This window comes from Microbacterium testaceum (assembly GCF_001476655.1).
GTDB lineage: Bacteria > Actinomycetota > Actinomycetes > Actinomycetales > Microbacteriaceae > Microbacterium > Microbacterium testaceum_C.
In genome coordinates this window covers 1-15568 of record NZ_LDRT01000037.1, presented here as the reverse complement: position 1 = coordinate 15568, position 15568 = coordinate 1, and the positions used below count along the sequence as shown (strand labels likewise).

The window sequence follows — 15568 nt, the reverse complement described above, 5'->3', positions numbered from 1 at the left end:
TCGTCGGTCACGCGGATGTCGTAGGTCGCCACGCGGCGACCGCGGTGCGCGGGTGTGGCGACCGCGTGGATGCGGCCGTCGCGCGCGCCCCGGTGATGGGTGATGTTGAGGTCGACGCCGACGCAGACCTTCCCGTAGTCCGAGGCGTGGATCATGGCGGCCCATGACCCCACCGCCTCGGCGAGAGCGGCTGTCGCCCCGCCGTGCAGCCGTCCGAGCGACTGCGTGTTGCCCGAGACGGGGAGGGATGCCGCGACCTTCTCGGCCGATTGCTCCGTCACGGTGATGCCGAGGCGCTCATCGAGGGCGCCGGGCACGATCGACCAGGTCGTCATCGGGTCTCCTTTCGCGGGCGCACTTGTCGAGTGCGTGCTCCTCTGACACTATTACTGAACGCTCGGTTGGTAATAGCGCCACCGGGTGTTTTCCCCGCCCCACGGAACGACGGAGTTCTCATGGCCACCCAGACCTCGGCATCCCCCTCCTCGACCGGGTTGAAACGAGAAGAGCGGCGCGTGCTCGCCGGGACGCTCGTCGGCACCTCGATCGAGTGGTACGACTTCTTCATCTACGCCCAGGCGGCCGGGCTCGTCCTCGCGCCCCTTTTCCTCGCCCCGCTGTCCGAGTCCGACCCGTCGATCGCACAGGTCCTGTCGTGGGCGACGATCGGCATCTCGTTCCTCTTCCGCCCGCTGGGCGCCGTCGTGGCGGGCTATCTCGGCGACCGTCTGGGGCGCAAGAAGATGCTCGTGCTCACCCTCATCATGATGGGCGTCTCGACCGCGCTCATCGGTGTCCTCCCGACGTATGCCGCGATCGGCGTTGCCGCTCCCATCCTGCTGATCCTGCTGCGCGTGCTGCAGGGCTTCTCCGCCGGTGGGGAGTGGGGCGGGGCCGCGCTGCTGTCCGTCGAGCACGCCCCGGTGGGCCGCCGCGGTTACTTCGGCGCGTTCCCGCAGATCGGCGTGCCGGTCGGCATGATCCTCGCCACGGCGACGCTCTGGATCCTCACCTCGTCGATGTCGCCGGAGGCGTTCCTCGAGTGGGGGTGGCGCGTGCCGTTCCTGCTCTCGATCGTGCTGATCATCGTCGGCTACGTCATCCGTCGCGCCGTGGAGGAGAGCCCTGTCTTCGAGGACCTCGTCCGTCGCCGCAAGGAGTCCTCCGCACCGCTCGGCCAGCTCTTCCGCAAGAACTGGCGTCAGGTCGCCCTCACGGCGTTCGTCTTCGTCGGGAACAACGCCGCGGGTTACCTGCTCATCGCCTTCTTCTCGACGTACTCCGTCGCGGTGCTGGGGCTCGAACGACCGACCGTGCTGCTGGCGACGACGCTGGCGTCCTTCGGCTGGCTCGGCTTCACCCTCTGGGGCGGCTGGTTGTCGGACCGCCTCGGCCGCGTGCGCACGTTCCAGCTGGGCTACCTGCTGCTCGCTGTCTGGGCCGTGCCGATGTGGTTCCTCATCGACACGGGTGACATCGTCTGGTACTTCGTGGCCCTGTTCGTCATGACCCTCGGCCTCGGTCTGTCGTACGGGCCGCAGGCGGCGCTGTACGCCGAGATGTTCCCGGCCGACGTCCGCTACTCGGGCGTCTCGATCGGCTACGCCCTCGGGGCGATCATGGGCGGCGCCTTCGCCCCGATGATCGCCGAGGCGCTGCTGCGCTCGACCGGTGCCTCCTGGGCGATCGGCGTGTACATCGCCGTCGCGGCGCTCGTCTCGCTCGCCGCGGTGTCGATGATCAAGGAGACGAAGGGCGTCGACCTGCACGCCTGAATCGGATGCCGTCGGAGGGACCTCTCACGACGCATTCAGGCCGTGCGCAGGCCGTCGAGGGCGATGCGGACGATGTCGTTTCCGAGCCGATCGCCGTCGACGCTGCCGCCGGGGCGATACCACTCGACGACCGAGTTGATCATGCCGAACAGCAGACGCGCGGCGACCGCGGCGTCGACGTCGTCGCGCACGTCCCCCTCCGCCTGCGCTTCGGCGACGAGGGCGGTGACGCGGTGGTCGAACACGCGGCGACGCTCGAGGGCCGCCTGCTCGACCGCACTGTTCCCGCGCACGCGCAGAAGGAGTGTGACGGCCGGCAACTGGGCGACGAGCACGTCGGTCGCCCCGATGAGCACGAAGCGGAGGCGATCGGATGCCGCGCCCTCCCGGGCACCGGGCTGATCGAGGACGGCCTCGAGACCACCGAGCGCCGACTCCAGCGCGACAGCGAGCAGCTCCTCCTTCGAGGCGAAGTGGTGGTACAGAGCCGACTTGGTCAGGCCCAGTCGGCGGGCCAGGTCGGCGACGCTCGTGGCGTCGTACCCCTGCTCGTTGAAGAGCTGGACCGCCACCGCGAGCAGGCCGTCACGGTCGTAACCGGGGCGTCCGCGGCGCGCCGGCACCGATGCGCTCATCGAGGGATCGACAGTGGTCACGCACTCAGTGTGTCACTCCGACGGCGGCTCCCGGTGTCAGCGTGAATCCCGCCACGAATGCTGCGGGTCGTACCCGAGCAGACGGCGCGCCTTGTCGATCGACAGCAGCGTCGTGTTCTCGCCCAGGTCGCCACGCGTCTCGACGCCGGGGAACACCTCGGCCACGAGCTCTGCGTTGGAGCGCGTCATGACGGTGTCGGCCGCCGCGATGATGAACTGGTCGAACCCGGCCGGGGCGTTCTCGAGCGCACGTTGGACGGCCTGCGCACCGTCGCGCGCGTCGATGTAGCCCCAGAGGTTCCACTTGCGCGTGCGCGCGTCGGCGTCGAAAGGGAACTCCGCGTAGTCGTCGGGGACCATGACGTTCGAGAAGCGCAGGGCCGTGATGGACAGCTCGGGGTTCCAGCGCACCAGCTCGACGGCCAAGCGCTCTTCGAGCGTCTTGACCAGCGAGTACACCGACTCGGGCCGCGGCGCATACTGCTCGTCGACGGGAATGTACGGCGGCGGCACGTCGAACGGCAGCCCCAGCACGGTCTCGCTCGACGCGTAGACGATCCTCTGGATGCCGAGGCGCACAGCCGCCCAGAACACGTTGAACGTGCTGGTCATGTTGTTGTGGAAGGTGGCGACATCGGACCGGATGCCGGGAGCCGGAATCGCTCCGAGATGCACCAGTGCGTCGACGCCCTCGTGCTGGTCGTTCACTCCCGCGAGAGCATCGATCACCTGCCCGTAGTCGGTCAGATCGACCTGCACGAATCCGGGTCCGCGTTCGCCGCGGAGGTCGAGGCCGATGACCTCGTGCCCGGCGGCGCGGAGTTCGCGGGCGACGACCGTACCGAGCTTGCCGGACGAGCCGGTGAGGGCGATGCGCATGGGGGCTCCTTGCTGTCGAAGAGGGCACCTCCGACGCTACCGGTGACCACGGACATCGGGGTCGTCGAGAGAAGGCGGGGATTTTGCCCCGGTGATCGCCTCCGCGTCAAGCTCCCGAGGCGGTTCTCGTCCGAGGTGTTTCGCTATGTGGACGGGCCCGACTCGTCAGCACCTCGGACCCGCACGCGACACACCGACAGGAATCCGATGCCCTCTTTGTCCACCGCCACCGACGCGTTCCTCGCGTCGCGGGCGGCCGACGGTGATCAGCTCGCTTTCGGTGTGCTGGTGCGGCGGCACGCGCCGTTCCTCGTGGCCTTCGCCACCCGGCTGACCGGTTCCCGCGCCGACGCCGACGACTGCGTGCAAGAGGCGCTGATCACGGCGTGGCGGCGCCTGCCCGACCTCACCGATCCCGAGAAGGTGCGCAGCTGGCTGACGACGATCGTGTCGCGGAAGGCGACCGACCGTCTGCGCGCACGGAAGCTCTCGGACCAGATCGACGAGCAGATGGTCTCGGCGAAAGACGACCCGGAGCGCTCTGTTGTGGCATCGTCGCAGATGGAGGCGCTGAAGAAGGTGCTGTCCGAGCTGTCCGAAGAGTTGCGCGTCGTGTGGGTGCTGCGCGAGGTCGGCGGTCACAGCTACGACGAGATCGCCGTCGAAGTCGGGGAGACGGCGGCAACGGTCCGAGGCCGCTTGGCGCGGGCGCGCAGAATCGTGCTGGAACGCATGCAGGAGTGGAGGTGACGGGATGAGCGATGACATCGGGGGCTCGGGCTATTCGCTCGAGGATCTCTCCGCCTACCTCGATCGAGGGCGTGTTCCGCGCGTCGCCGCGATCGAGCGCAATGCGCAGTGCCAGGCCGTGCTGGCATCCATGGAGCGGATGGGACGACTCTCTCGCGAGATCGTCGAAGAGCAGGCCGCCGAGCCTCTGGCGGACTCCTGGTACGACTCGATCATGCGCGAGGTCACGCGCGAGTTCCGGGCCGGACGGGACATCCCGCTGGTACGCGGTGCCGACGGCGTCGAGATCGTCGTCACCGAGGGGGCTCTGTACGAACTCATCCGCGCCGTCGGCGACGGCGTCGACGGCGTGCTGGTCGGTCGCGTCCGCCTTCGACAGCCGGATCCCGACGCTCCCCTCGACGTGCGCGTCTCGGTCAGCGTCCGCTTCGGCCGCGCCATGACGCCCGCCGTGGAAGAGATGCGCGAGGGGATCCGCGAGGCGATCGAGCGCCACGGCGATCTGCGCGTGGGCAAGGTGGACGTCACCGTCGGCGACGTCCACTTCGACGGAGAGGAAGACGAATGACCGACATCACCCCCGCGGCGCTCGCGCCCCGCGTCGACCTCGCCGTCACGGCCACCGAGGGTGTCCGCGAGATGTACTCCGCCCGCCCGGTCGTCGCTCGCGCGCTCGAGCACGTCGTCGACGCCGAAGGCTCCCTCGCCGCGGTCGATGACGCCGACGGTGCACGTTCGATCACGGTCTGCATCGGGGTCTCGACCCAAGACGACACCGTCGCCGTGGCCTCCGCCGTGGCGACGGCCGTGCGCGGCACCGATGAGACGGCCGTTCCCGCGAGGGTCCGGGTCCGGGTGGCCCGTCTGGTGGCCCCGGCTTCCTGAACATCTTCTCGGCCTCGACCACGGGTGGGCGCAATACGCTGGAAGGACCGCTCCCATACCCCGGAGGCCGAATGCCCACGCCGCCCGTCATCGCTGTCACCGGTTCCACCGGAGCCGTCGGAGGTCGTGTCGCGCGCGACCTGGCCACCCGCGGCATCCCGCAGCGTCTCCTGGTACGCGACGCCTCCCGCGCCCCCGCGCTCGAGGGCGCCGAGGTGCATGTGGCGCGGTACTCGGACGCGGATGCCGCCCGCGCGGCCCTGCAGGGCGTGGAGACGCTGTTCATGGTCTCGGCCTCCGAGACGGCCGATCGCGTGGAGCACCACCGCACGTTCGTCGAGGCCGCCGCCGCGGCGGGAGTCCGCTCGATCGTCTACACGTCGTTCCTCGCCGCCGCGCCCGACGCGGTGTTCACGCTCGGCCGCGATCACGCCGCCACCGAGGACATCATCCGCGCGTCGGGGATGAACTGGACCTTCCTGCGCGACAACTTCTACATGGACATGATGGAGCTCTTCGCGGGCGACGACGGCGTCATCCGGGGTCCTGCCGGCGAGGGCCGTTGCTCGCTGGTCTCGCGGTCCGATGTCGCCGCCACCGCCGTCTCGGTGCTGCGCGATCCCGCGGCCCACGCCGACACCGCTTACGATCTCACCGGTCCCGAGGCGCTGACGATGGCCGAGGTCGCGCAGAAGATCTCCGCCGTTCGCGGTCACCCGGTCCGCTTCCTCGACGAGACCGTCGACGAGGCGTACGCCTCGCGCGCCGCCTTCGGCGCTCCCCGCTGGCAGGTCGACGCCTGGGTGAGCACGTACACCGCGATCGCGAGCGGCGATCTCGCGGGGGTCTCCGGTGACGTGGAGCGCGTGACCGGCCGACCGGCCCAGAGCTTCGAGGAGTTCCTGGGCGCGGTGGCATGAGCGCGGTCGGGGTCGGGTATGCTGGCGGCGTGCTGACCTGTCGCTGTTGTCGCTGAACGCTTTCCGCGTTCTTTTCGACGACCCCGTCAGCCGCGCCCGCCTCGGGCGCACCAACCCCTCAGGATGCCATCGTGCGTTACGCCCAGAGCGTCGCCGACCTCGTCGGCAACACCCCCCTCGTCCGTCTCACCCGCGTCACCGACGGCATCGCGGCCACGGTCCTCGCGAAGATCGAGTACGTGAACCCCGGCGGGTCGGCGAAAGACCGCATCGCCGAGAACATCATCGACGCCGCCGAGCGTGACGGGCATCTGCGGCCCGGCGGAGTGATCGTCGAGCCCACCAGCGGCAACACCGGCGTGGGACTCGCCCTCGTCGCGCAGCAGCGCGGGTACCGCTGCGTCTTCGTCGTCCCCGACAAGGTCGCCGAGGACAAGCGCGCGGTGCTGCGCGCCTACGGTGCCGAGGTTGTCGTGACCCCGACCAACGTCGAGCCCGAGGACCCGAACTCGTACTACAGCGTGTCCGACCGGCTCGTCCGTGAGATCCCGGGCGCCTTCAAGCCGAACCAGTACGCCAACCCGAACGGTCCGCGCAGCCACTACGAGACCACCGGTCCCGAGATCTGGCGCGACACCGACGGTCAGCTGACGCACCTCGTCGCCGGCGTCGGCACGGGCGGCACGATCAGCGGGACCGGCCGGTATCTGCGCGAGGTCGCGGGCTCAGCCGTCCGGATCGTCGGCGTCGACCCGGTGGGTTCGATCTACTCGGGCGGCGACATCCACGGCTACGACGTCGAGGGCGTCGGCGAGGACTTCTGGCCGCCCGCGTTCGATCCGACCGTCGTCGATGCGTACGAGCGCGTGTCCGACGCGGAGTCGTTCGCGATGACTCGCCGTCTCGCCCGCGAAGAGGGACTGCTCGTGGGCGGCTCGAGCGGCATGGCCGTGGTCGGCGCTCTTCGCGTCGCCCGTGGTCTCCCCTCCGACGCGGTCGTGGTCGTGGTGCTGCCCGATCATGGGCGCGGCTACCTCAGCAAGATCTTCGACGACGACTGGATGCGCGCGCACGGCTACGACGTCGAGCCCACGGCATCCCTCATCCCCACCCCCTCCGAGGAGCACTCCGCATGAGCACCCACGACGCCGCCCGCGGCTTCGACAGCCTCGCCGTCCACGCGGGCCAGGCGCCCGACGAGACCACCGGGGCGGTCATCCCGCCGATCCACGTCTCGACGACGTACGCGCAGGACGGGATCGGCGGTCTCCGTGGCGGTTACGAGTACGGCCGCAGCGGAAACCCCACCCGGACGGCGCTCGAGACGCAGATCGCCGCTCTCGAGGGCGGCGTGCGCGCCCTCTCGTTCGCCTCGGGTCTCGCCGGAGAAGACGCCCTGCTGCGCGCCGCCCTCGTCCCCGGTGACGAGGTGCTGCTCGGCAACGACGTGTACGGCGGCACCTACCGTCTGCTCGCGCGCGTGCTCGGCCCGTGGGGTGTGAAGCTCCGCGTGGTCGACATGAGCGACCTGGATGCAGTGGCCGCGGCGATCGAGGAGCGCGCGCCGAGAATGGTCTGGGTCGAAACGCCCAGCAACCCCATGCTGCGCATCACCGACATCGCGGGGCTCGCGCGCCTCGGCCACGCGGCCGGCGCGATCGTCGTGGTCGACAACACCTTCGCGTCGCCCGCGCTCCAGCGGCCGATCTCGCTCGGCGCCGATGTCGTCGTGCACTCGGCGACGAAGTACCTGGGTGGCCACAGCGACGTCGTGGGCGGCGCCCTTGCGTTCGCCGACGCGGAGCTCGCCGAGAAGACGCAGTTCCTGCAGTTCGCCGCGGGCGCGGTCTCGGGGCCCTTCGACGCATACCTCACCACGCGCGGCATCAAGACCCTCGCCGTGCGCATGCAGCGGCACAGCTCCAACGCGCAGGCCGTCGCCGAGCACCTCGACGGTCACGACCGCGTCGCGAAGGTCTACTACCCGGGCCTGCTGTCGCACCCCGGGCACGAACTCGCCGCCCGCCAGATGAGCGGCTTCGGCGGCATCGTGTCGCTCGAGCTCGCCGACGGCGCCACCGCCCGCCGTTTCGCGGAGTCGACGCGTCTGTTCACGCTCGCGGAGTCGCTCGGCGGCGTCGAGTCGCTCGTGAACTACCCGGATGCCATGACCCACGCGTCCGTGCGCGGCACCGAGCTCGCGGTGCCCGACACCATCGTGCGTCTGTCCGTCGGCATCGAGTCGGTCGACGATCTCGTCGCCGACGTCGACCAGGCGCTCGCCGCCCTCTGACAGGGAGGGCTCCTCCCTCCGACCGGGAGGGCTCCTCCCTCCGACCGGGAGGGCGCCGACGCCGTGGCGGCACCGGGTGCACGGCATCCATAAACGCGATTCGTGCCGAGAAACGCGCTGACAGAGCGTTTCTCGGCACGGATGCCGTTTATCGGTGAGGGTCAGCGCTCGGCGCGCGCCAGGTTCTGCTCCAGTTCCTCCGCGTTCTGGCGGACCACGTAGGCCGGCTGGTCGCGCTCGACGCGCCAGCTCTCGCTGAGGGGGCCGACGTTGACCGTGTCGAACCCGAACTCGTCGTAGATCCGGGTCACGAGGGCGACGGCCTCATCGGAGTCGCTCGAGGTGGCGAGGGCGCGGCGGTTCTCGGTGCCGGCGGGGGAGCCGTCGGTCAGGATGTCGGCGGCCATGATGTGGTTGAACGCCTTGACCACGTGGGACGCGGGCAGGTGCTCCTGCAGCATCTGCGAGGTGGTGGTCTTCTTCTCGTCCAGTTCGGCGATGCGACCGTCGCGCTCGAAGTAGTAGTTGTTCGTGTCGAGCACGATCTTGCCGGCGAGGGGGTCGACGGGGATCGCCCGATAGGCCTTGAGGGGCACGGTGACGACGACGATGTCGCCGGACTCCGCGGCATCCTGTGCCGTCGCCGCTCGCGCCTTGTCGCCGACCTCGGCGACGAGGTCCGCGAGTGTTTCCGGTCCGCGCGAGTTCGCGATCACGACGTCGTAGCCGTGCTTCGCGAAGCCCTTCGCGAGGGCCGAGCCGATGTGTCCTGCTCCGATGATTCCTACGGTTGTCATGTCTGGAATCAACCGATGCTCTCGCGTCGACATTCCCTCACCCGGGCGACGTTGTCGTACGCGGTCTAAATATTTAGCAGCTTGAGATATCAGTGTCAACGGGTCTTTTCCGCTCCAGGCCGCCCGCTAGCGTCAGTCCTGTCGAACCCTCACGTGAGTGGTCGCAGGCCGGTGTTCGGGTCACCGTCCCGCTGGACCTGTGAGGGCGACGGCCCCCGGTGGACGCGGCTTCGGACACCGGGGGCCGCTTTCTTTTCCGCGCGGGTCCTTTCCGCGCGGGTCCCGGCAGGGTGAGGCGGCCGGGGTGCCAGACTTGTCCTTCGTGCACGCCGACACCCGCCCCTCACGCTCCGTCCGCTTCTTCCTCGTCTGCATCGGCGTCGGTCTTCTGGCCGGCTTGATGTCGGGGCTGTTCGGCGTCGGCGGGGGAACGGTCATCGTCCCGCTCCTCGTTCTGCTGCTCGGCTTCGACCAGCGCTTCGCCGCCGGCACCTCTCTCGCGGCGATCGTGCCCACCGCGACGGTCGGCGTCATCACGTACGCGGTGGACGGGCACGTCGCGTGGATCCCGGCGCTGATCCTCGCCGCGGGGGCCGTCATCGGCGCGCAGATCGGCACCTGGCTGCTTCCGAAGCTGTCGCAGACCGCGCTCCGCTGGGCCTTCGTCGTGTTCCTGGTGGGCGTCATCGTGAGCCTGTACTTCGTGATCCCTTCGCGCGATGCCGAGCTCGTGCTCACGTGGGTCACGGGCCCCGGACTCGCCGTGCTCGGCGTGGTCACCGGCATCCTGGCGGGCCTCCTGGGAGTCGGGGGCGGCATCATCGTCGTACCGGCCCTGCTGCTGTTGTTCGGCACGAGCGACCTGATCGCCAAGGGCACCTCGCTGCTCATGATGATCCCGACGGCGATCTCGGGGACCGTGGGCAATCTCCGCCGGTCCAACGTCGACCTCGCCGCCGCCGCGTGCGTGGGGCTCGCCGCGTGTGCCACCACGGCCCTCGGTGCGCAGATCGCCAAGGCCGTGGACCCCTTCGTCGCGAACGTCCTGTTCTCGATCTTCCTGGTGTTCATCGCCTCGCAGATCGCGATCAAGGCCGTGCGCGGGCGTCGCCAGCGCTGATACGTGCGTTTCGTGCAGCGCGCCGGGGCGGGCGCGACGCCGCGCGGACCGGGCTGGACGGATGGCCCGCCGTAGACTGGACCGGTGCCCGTGAATCCTGAACTGGTCGGTCGTGCCTTCCCTCCGACCGCGCCGTACCTGGTCGGCCGCGAGAAGGTGCGCGAGTTCGCCCGCGCCGTCTTCGCCGACGCCCCGCAGCACTCCGACCCCGACGCCGCCCGCGCTCTCGGTTACCCCGACGTGGTCGCCCCGCCGACCTTCGCGATGGTCGTGCAGGACCTCACGCTCCAGCAGCTGCTCGGCGACCCAGAGTCCGGCATCGAGCTGTCGCGTCTCGTGCACGCGGAGCAGCGCTTCCGCTACACGCGCCCCATCGTCGCGGGCGACGAGCTCGTCGCGACGCTCTCGGTCACCGGCATCCGGTCGATGGGGGGCAACGCCATGATCACCAGCGAAGCCGAGATCGTGGATGCCGACGGCGCCCACGTCGTGACCACGACCAGTGTTCTTCTGGCGGGGGAGGCCGGCGCATGAGCGCGTTCACCGTGGGCGAGGTCATCGCCGAACGCTCCGTCCACCTGACGCGCGAGTCGCTCGTGCGGTACGCGGGGGCCTCGGGAGACTTCAACCCGATCCACTACCGCGACGACGTCGCCGCCGCCGTGGGCCTCCCCGGTGTCCTGGCGCACGGCATGCTCACGATGGGAATCGCCGTCGGCACGCTCGCCGACGCGCTGGGCGACCCCGGTCGCATCGCCGAGTACGGCGTGCGCTTCACGCGTCCGGTGGTCGTGGACCCCGAGACGGGTGCCGACCTGCACGTGAGCGCCAAGGTGGGTGCCGTCGACGACGAGACCGCGCGCATCGACCTCACCGTGACCTTCGCCGAGACGACCGTGCTCGGCAAGGCGCAGGTGCGGGTGCGGCTCGCCTGATGCCCGAGATCGCCCCGATCCCGCTGTCGCAGCTCACGACCCTGCGCACCGGCGGCGAGCCCGCGCGTCTCGTCGAAGCGCGCACGGCCGACGAACTCGTCGCGGCGCTGCGCGAGGTCTGGGCCGACGGAGACGAGTGGTTCGTCCTCGGCGGCGGATCGAACCTCTTCGTCGGAGACGAGCCGTTCGAGGGGACGGTCATCCGCGTCCGCACGGCCGGCATCGAGGAGCTCCCCGGCTCACGGCCCGACACCGTGCGACTCCGGGTACAGGCCGGCCATGACTGGGACGCGCTCGTCGCTGAGACGGTCGACCGCGGGCTGGCCGGGATCGAGGCCATGTCGGGGATCCCCGGCACGGTCGGTGCTGCCCCCGTCCAGAACGTCGGCGCGTACGGCCAGGAGATCGTGCAGACGCTCGTCGAGGTGGAGCTGATCGACGAGTCGACCGGCGACGTCGCCGTCGTCCCCGCCGCGGAGCTCGGCCTGGGTTTCCGCACGTCGGTGCTCAAGCAGCACTACGGCTCGATCCCCGACCGCTCGGCCGTGATCCTCTCGGTCACCCTCGAGCTCGAGCGGGTCGGACACGGGGAGCGCCCGATCTCGGGGGAGCAACTGCGCGGGGCGCTGGGGCTGGATGCCGATGATGCGGTGTCGCTGCGCTGGATCCGCGACCACGTCCTCGCGACCCGCGCCCGCAAGGGCATGGTGCTCGACGCCGAGGACCCCGACACCTGGAGCGCCGGCTCCTTCTTCCAGAACGCGATCGTCAGCGCGGCCTTCGCCCGCACCCTTCCCGAGGCGTGCCCGAAGTGGCCGATGGCACCGATCCTCGACCCGGTGACCGTGATCCCGCTGGCCGCGTTCGACGGCATCCTGCCCCCGCCCCCGGTGGAGCGGCACGAGGTCAAGGTGAGCGCCGCGTGGCTGATCGAGAACGCGGGGCTGCGTCGCGGATTCCGCTTCCCCCGCTCGCGCGCCGGCCTCTCGACCAAGCACACCCTCGCTCTGACGAATCGCGGTGAGGCGACGGCGGCCGAGATCGCCGAGCTCGCCCGCTTCGTGCAGAACCGCGTGCACTCCGAGTTCGGCCTGCTCCTGCAGCCCGAGCCCGTCCTGGTGAACGTCGAGCTGTAGTCCCCGTCTCCAGCGCGTGAGTCGCCAAGATGTGTCGCTTCGGCCGATGCCACGGCGACACATTTTGGCGACTCACGCGTGGGTTTGGGCGAGGAGGCGGTGGATTCGAGCGAGGAGGGCGGGCGGGTCGTCGAAATCGCGTGCTGTCACGACGGTCATGCGGTAACCGAGCGACTCCAGCTCAGCCCGACGTGACTGGTCTCGGCTCCACTGGTGAGGGTCGCGATGGTGGTCGCCGTCGTACTCGATGATGAGGCGTTGCTTGCGATAAAGGAGGTCGACTCGGGCGACGAATCGCGACCTATCGAAGATCTCCACGTTGCTCTCCGGGACGGGGAGGCCAGCTTGCACGAGAAGGACGCGGAGCTCGGACTCGCGGGGCGACTCAGCGCGCTCATCGGCGAAGTCCACCGCGAGCCGGCGCTTTTTGGACCCGCGGCCGCCCAGGAACCGCAGATGCATCCGCTCGAGATCCCGTCGAGTGGCGAGTGGGCGGCGTCGGCAGATCAGATGGTCGGAGACGGCCGTCAGCTGACCCACCCCGAGGAATTCGGCGAGCTCCGCCCAGGTCCGCAGGGCAAACGTGCACCGGATGCCGTCGACGTCGAGGATGTCGTCCGGTGTGACGCTCAACATGCGCCCGGTGGTGTGGGGACGTCGGATGCGATTGTGACCCGCTGGTACGCCGACGAACGGCTTTTGCCATGCGAGATGGCGGAGCGGGCCGGGCAGGGGGAGCCCGAGGAGGACGGCCGCCGTGGGCCCGCAAAAGAAGGCATGAGAAGGCAGCGCGCGTTGCAAGACGGCGAGTCGTTGCAGATCTGTGGCGTGCGGGTCGACGCGGATGCCGGAATGGGGCGCGGTCCACCGCAGCGATCGCATCGTGCTTCGCGTCAGCCCGTGTGCAGAGCCCTCGGCGACGGTGAATGCGGCGCTCGGACCGACGGGGCGGGGGAGACGAGGCATCCGCCGATCATCGCCACTTCCGCCTGAACGCGTCGAAATCTCTCCACAGGCCCGCATCCCACGCGCGTGAGTCGCCAAGAATGGTCGCTTCGTCTCAGCCCTAAGCGACACATCTTGGCGACTCACGCCTGGGGCGGCCCGCCTTCCCCTCACGCCTGCGCTGCGAGGGGGAGGCGGGACGGGTCAGGAGAACAGACGCTGCAGGCGCTGGATGCCCTCGAGGAGCTGGTCGTCGCCCAGGGCGTACGACAGGCGGAGGTATCCGCTCGGGCCGAACGCCTCGCCGGGGACCACGGCCACCTCGGCCTTCTCGAGGATGAGGTCCGCGAGCTCGAGCGAGGTCGTCGGCGTCACTCCGTCCCACGAGCGGTTCAGCAGGCCCTGCACGTCGGGGTACACGTAGAACGCGCCGAGGGGGTTCGGCACCTGGACGCCGTCGATTCTCGACAGCTCCGACACGATCAGTTTCCGGCGACGGTCGAAGGCGAGGCGGAACTGCTCGGCCTCGTCCTGGGGGCCATTGAGCGCCGCGGCGGCGGCGATCTGGGCGACGTTGTTGACGTTGCTGGACAGGTGCGACTGCAGGTTGCCGGCGAGCTTCATGGCATCCGCCGGTCCCACCATCCAGCCCACGCGCCATCCGGTCATGGCGTAGGTCTTCGCGACGCCGTTGACGAGGATGGTCTGGCCCGCGAGCTCGGGCACGGCCTCGACGATCGAGACCGCCTTGACGCCCTCGTAGGTGAGGTTCTGGTAGATCTCGTCGGTGATGACCCAGATGCCGTGCTCGAGCGCCCAGCGGCCGATCTCGGCCGTCTCTTCGGGGGTGTAGACCGAGCCGGTCGGGTTCGACGGCGACACGAACACCAGCACGGTCGTCTTGTCGGTGCGCGCGGCCTCGAGCTGGGCGACGGTGACCTTGTAGTCCTGGTCGGCACCGGCGAAGACCTCGACAGGGGTACCGTCGGCCAGCGCGATGGCCTCGGGGTACGTCGTCCAGTACGGCGCGGGCAGCAGCACCTCGTCGCCGGGGTTCACGACGGTCTGGAACGCCTGGTACACCGACTGCTTGCCGCCGTTGGTCACGATGACCTGCGAGGGCGCGACCTCGAGACCGGAGTCGCGCCGCGTCTTGGCGGCGATCGCCTCGCGCAGCACGGGCAGGCCGGCGGCGGGGGTGTAGCGGTAGTTCTTGGGGTCCTGCAGCGCCTTCGCTGCGGCATCCACGATGAACGACGGGGTTGCGAAGTCGGGCTCGCCGGCCGCGTACGAGATGACCGGTCGGCCGGCGGCCTGGAGGGCCTTGGCCTTGGCATCGACCTTGAGGGTCGCGGACTCGGCGATGGCGGAGAGCTTGCGGGAGAGCGGGGCGCGGGAAGTCACGGTTCCGAGCCTAGTGTTTCCGCGCTTTCCTGCCGAGGGACATGACGCCGAAGAGCCTCAGGAAGGCATGAGGATCAGCAGGGCCGGGACGAGCATCAGGATGCCGAGCCCCAGCGCCACGATCGACCATGCGCGTCGGCCGGCGCGGCGTACCGCGACGATCAGGCCGATCACGGAGAGCACGATGACGAGGACCCCGTCGGCGAAGAGCAACGGCAGCAGGATGATGCCCATCCACCAGATCGCGTTCATCTCTGGGACGAGGCCCACGACGTAGACGAAGAGCGTCGGGATCACCAGGACGGCGGCGAGGATCACCGCGACGATGCCGAGGACGTCGGCGGGGCGCCGGGGGGAGGCGGGGGCAGTGGCCATGCGGTCACCGTAGCGCGCTCGCCGCGTGAGCGGTCGAGACGCCGGGCGGACGGCGTCACGAGATGGTCACACGGGTCCGTTAGCGTTGCGGGGTGACAGCAGAGCCCCTGGCGCCGACGCGCCCGCATCGCCGTGCCGTCCTCGCACTGTCGAAGCTCGGACTCGCCACCCTGATCGTCGGGCTCGCGACAGGACTCGCGGTGCTGCTGCTGGTGTGGATCGTGCACTCGATCGAGCACCTGGTCTGGGGGCACGAGGAGGGGCCGTTCCTCGACGGGCTTGCGTTGCCGTCGCCGTGGTGGCTGCCGATCGTGACGGTCGGCGGGGCGGGCGTGGTCGCGGCGCTCGGCTGGTATCTGCTGCGGCGTTTCGGGCGCACGCTCGCCACGGTCGAGCAGGGGGTCGACGGGGCCAGGATGCCGTGGTGGGAGACGCTCGCCGACACCGTCATCCAGGTGACCTCGGTGGCCCTCGGCGCCTCGATCGGGAAAGAGGTCGCGCCGCGCGAGCTGTCGGCGATGGCGGGATCGAAGATCGTGGGGTGGTTCGGCCTCGATCCGCGGTGGCGACGCATCCTCATCGCCTCGGCCGCCGGCGCCGGTCTCGCGGCCGTGTACAACGTCCCGCTCGCCGGGGCGCTGTTCGCGATCGAGATCCTGCTCGCGCAGTTCAGCGTCGGCGGCGCGGTCGTCGCCCTG

19 protein-coding genes are annotated in these 15568 nt (G+C 69.9%); 12 read left to right on the top strand and 7 right to left on the bottom strand.

What is annotated here, in order from left to right:
• Positions 1-335: PaaI family thioesterase (locus tag NS220_RS06605; protein ID WP_058623293.1), on the bottom strand; the 335-nt coding region annotated here is incomplete at its 3' end.
• A 120-nt stretch (positions 336-455) separates the two neighbouring features.
• On the opposite strand from NS220_RS06605, the gene NS220_RS06600 reads away from it, so the two are divergent.
• Entirely contained in the window at positions 456-1775 is a 1320-nt protein-coding gene (locus NS220_RS06600; RefSeq protein WP_058623292.1) for an MFS transporter, read from the top strand.
• Between the two features lie 35 nt (positions 1776-1810).
• On the opposite strand, the gene NS220_RS06595 is transcribed toward NS220_RS06600, so the two are convergent.
• Both NS220_RS06595 and NS220_RS06590 read right to left on the bottom strand, forming a co-directional pair.
• A complete protein-coding gene (locus NS220_RS06595; protein ID WP_440589458.1) occupies positions 1811-2431 on the bottom strand; it encodes a TetR family transcriptional regulator in 621 nt (206 codons plus the stop codon).
• Positions 2432-2467: 36 nt separating this feature from the next.
• A complete protein-coding gene (locus tag NS220_RS06590) occupies positions 2468-3310 on the bottom strand; it encodes an NAD-dependent epimerase/dehydratase family protein (RefSeq protein WP_058623291.1) in 843 nt (280 codons plus the stop codon).
• Between the two features lie 207 nt (positions 3311-3517).
• Here NS220_RS06590 and NS220_RS06585 point away from each other — a divergent pair, with 207 nt between their 5' ends.
• The 6 genes from NS220_RS06585 to NS220_RS06560 all read left to right on the top strand — a co-directional run bounded on the left by NS220_RS06585 (position 3518) and on the right by NS220_RS06560 (position 8158).
• Positions 3518-4060, top strand: a complete 543-nt coding sequence (locus NS220_RS06585) for an RNA polymerase sigma factor (protein WP_058623290.1) — start codon at positions 3518-3520, stop codon at positions 4058-4060.
• A 4-nt stretch (positions 4061-4064) separates the two neighbouring features.
• A complete protein-coding gene (locus tag NS220_RS06580) occupies positions 4065-4628 on the top strand; it encodes a hypothetical protein (RefSeq protein WP_058623289.1) in 564 nt (187 codons plus the stop codon).
• The gene (locus NS220_RS06575) at positions 4625-4945 is read left to right on the top strand and encodes a hypothetical protein (protein WP_058623288.1); all 321 of its coding nucleotides are present in this window, start codon (positions 4625-4627) and stop codon (positions 4943-4945) included. The genes NS220_RS06580 and NS220_RS06575 overlap by 4 nt, the downstream gene beginning before the upstream one ends.
• Before the next feature lie 71 nt (positions 4946-5016).
• Complete coding sequence (locus NS220_RS06570; RefSeq protein ID WP_058623287.1) at positions 5017-5865, top strand: SDR family oxidoreductase; 849 nt, start codon at positions 5017-5019, stop codon at positions 5863-5865.
• A 131-nt stretch (positions 5866-5996) separates the two neighbouring features.
• A complete protein-coding gene (locus NS220_RS06565; protein ID WP_058623286.1) occupies positions 5997-7001 on the top strand; it encodes a pyridoxal-phosphate dependent enzyme in 1005 nt (334 codons plus the stop codon).
• Positions 6998-8158: a cystathionine gamma-synthase gene (locus NS220_RS06560; RefSeq protein ID WP_058623285.1), complete on the top strand. Its 1161-nt coding sequence runs from the start codon at positions 6998-7000 to the stop codon at positions 8156-8158. Before NS220_RS06565 ends, NS220_RS06560 begins: the two co-directional genes overlap by 4 nt.
• A gap of 161 nt (positions 8159-8319) precedes the next feature.
• Here NS220_RS06560 and NS220_RS06555 read toward each other — a convergent pair whose 3' ends face one another.
• A complete protein-coding gene (locus NS220_RS06555) occupies positions 8320-9054 on the bottom strand; it encodes an NADPH-dependent F420 reductase (RefSeq protein WP_081323019.1) in 735 nt (244 codons plus the stop codon).
• A 214-nt stretch (positions 9055-9268) separates the two neighbouring features.
• On the opposite strand from NS220_RS06555, the gene NS220_RS06550 reads away from it, so the two are divergent.
• From NS220_RS06550 to NS220_RS06535, 4 genes are all read left to right on the top strand, one after another.
• A complete protein-coding gene (locus NS220_RS06550; protein WP_081323018.1) occupies positions 9269-10075 on the top strand; it encodes a sulfite exporter TauE/SafE family protein in 807 nt (268 codons plus the stop codon).
• Between the two features lie 84 nt (positions 10076-10159).
• Positions 10160-10609 carry an FAS1-like dehydratase domain-containing protein gene (locus NS220_RS06545; protein WP_058623283.1) on the top strand — a complete coding sequence of 150 codons (450 nt, stop codon included), beginning with the start codon at positions 10160-10162 and terminating at the stop codon, positions 10607-10609.
• Positions 10606-11010: a MaoC/PaaZ C-terminal domain-containing protein gene (locus NS220_RS06540; RefSeq protein ID WP_058623282.1), complete on the top strand. Its 405-nt coding sequence runs from the start codon at positions 10606-10608 to the stop codon at positions 11008-11010. Before NS220_RS06545 ends, NS220_RS06540 begins: the two co-directional genes overlap by 4 nt.
• Entirely contained in the window at positions 11010-12146 is a 1137-nt protein-coding gene (locus tag NS220_RS06535; RefSeq protein WP_058623281.1) for a UDP-N-acetylmuramate dehydrogenase, read from the top strand. The genes NS220_RS06540 and NS220_RS06535 overlap by 1 nt, the downstream gene beginning before the upstream one ends.
• A 72-nt stretch (positions 12147-12218) precedes the next feature.
• Here NS220_RS06535 and NS220_RS19185 read toward each other — a convergent pair whose 3' ends face one another.
• From NS220_RS19185 to NS220_RS06520, 3 genes are all read right to left on the bottom strand, one after another.
• Positions 12219-13028, bottom strand: coding sequence for an endonuclease domain-containing protein (locus NS220_RS19185; RefSeq protein ID WP_206542997.1), 810 nt, complete (start codon positions 13026-13028; stop codon positions 12219-12221).
• A gap of 267 nt (positions 13029-13295) precedes the next feature.
• Positions 13296-14495, bottom strand: coding sequence for a pyridoxal phosphate-dependent aminotransferase (locus tag NS220_RS06525; protein ID WP_058623279.1), 1200 nt, complete (start codon positions 14493-14495; stop codon positions 13296-13298).
• Positions 14496-14552: 57 nt separating this feature from the next.
• Entirely contained in the window at positions 14553-14870 is a 318-nt protein-coding gene (locus NS220_RS06520) for a hypothetical protein (protein ID WP_058623278.1), read from the bottom strand.
• Between the two features lie 92 nt (positions 14871-14962).
• Here NS220_RS06520 and NS220_RS06515 point away from each other — a divergent pair.
• The coding region (locus NS220_RS06515) for a chloride channel protein (RefSeq protein WP_193755289.1) at positions 14963-15568 on the top strand (606 nt) is incomplete at its 3' end.

Excerpts from the sequence above, each read along its gene's own strand:
- NS220_RS06560 (WP_058623285.1), top strand. The coding sequence starts at position 6,998 with ATGAGCACCCACGACGCCGCCCGCGGCTTCGACAGCCTCGCCGTCCAC.
- NS220_RS19185 (WP_206542997.1), bottom strand. The coding sequence starts at position 13,028 with ATGCGATCGCTGCGGTGGACCGCGCCCCATTCCGGCATCCGCGTCGAC.
- NS220_RS06570 (WP_058623287.1), top strand. The coding sequence starts at position 5,017 with ATGCCCACGCCGCCCGTCATCGCTGTCACCGGTTCCACCGGAGCCGTC.
- NS220_RS06600 (WP_058623292.1), top strand. The coding sequence starts at position 456 with ATGGCCACCCAGACCTCGGCATCCCCCTCCTCGACCGGGTTGAAACGA.
- NS220_RS06580 (WP_058623289.1), top strand. The coding sequence starts at position 4,065 with ATGAGCGATGACATCGGGGGCTCGGGCTATTCGCTCGAGGATCTCTCC.
- NS220_RS06575 (WP_058623288.1), top strand. The coding sequence starts at position 4,625 with ATGACCGACATCACCCCCGCGGCGCTCGCGCCCCGCGTCGACCTCGCC.
- NS220_RS06585 (WP_058623290.1), top strand. The coding sequence starts at position 3,518 with ATGCCCTCTTTGTCCACCGCCACCGACGCGTTCCTCGCGTCGCGGGCG.
- NS220_RS06540 (WP_058623282.1), top strand. The coding sequence starts at position 10,606 with ATGAGCGCGTTCACCGTGGGCGAGGTCATCGCCGAACGCTCCGTCCAC.
- NS220_RS06590 (WP_058623291.1), bottom strand. The coding sequence starts at position 3,310 with ATGCGCATCGCCCTCACCGGCTCGTCCGGCAAGCTCGGTACGGTCGTC.
- NS220_RS06520 (WP_058623278.1), bottom strand. The coding sequence starts at position 14,870 with ATGGCCACTGCCCCCGCCTCCCCCCGGCGCCCCGCCGACGTCCTCGGC.
- NS220_RS06535 (WP_058623281.1), top strand. The coding sequence starts at position 11,010 with ATGCCCGAGATCGCCCCGATCCCGCTGTCGCAGCTCACGACCCTGCGC.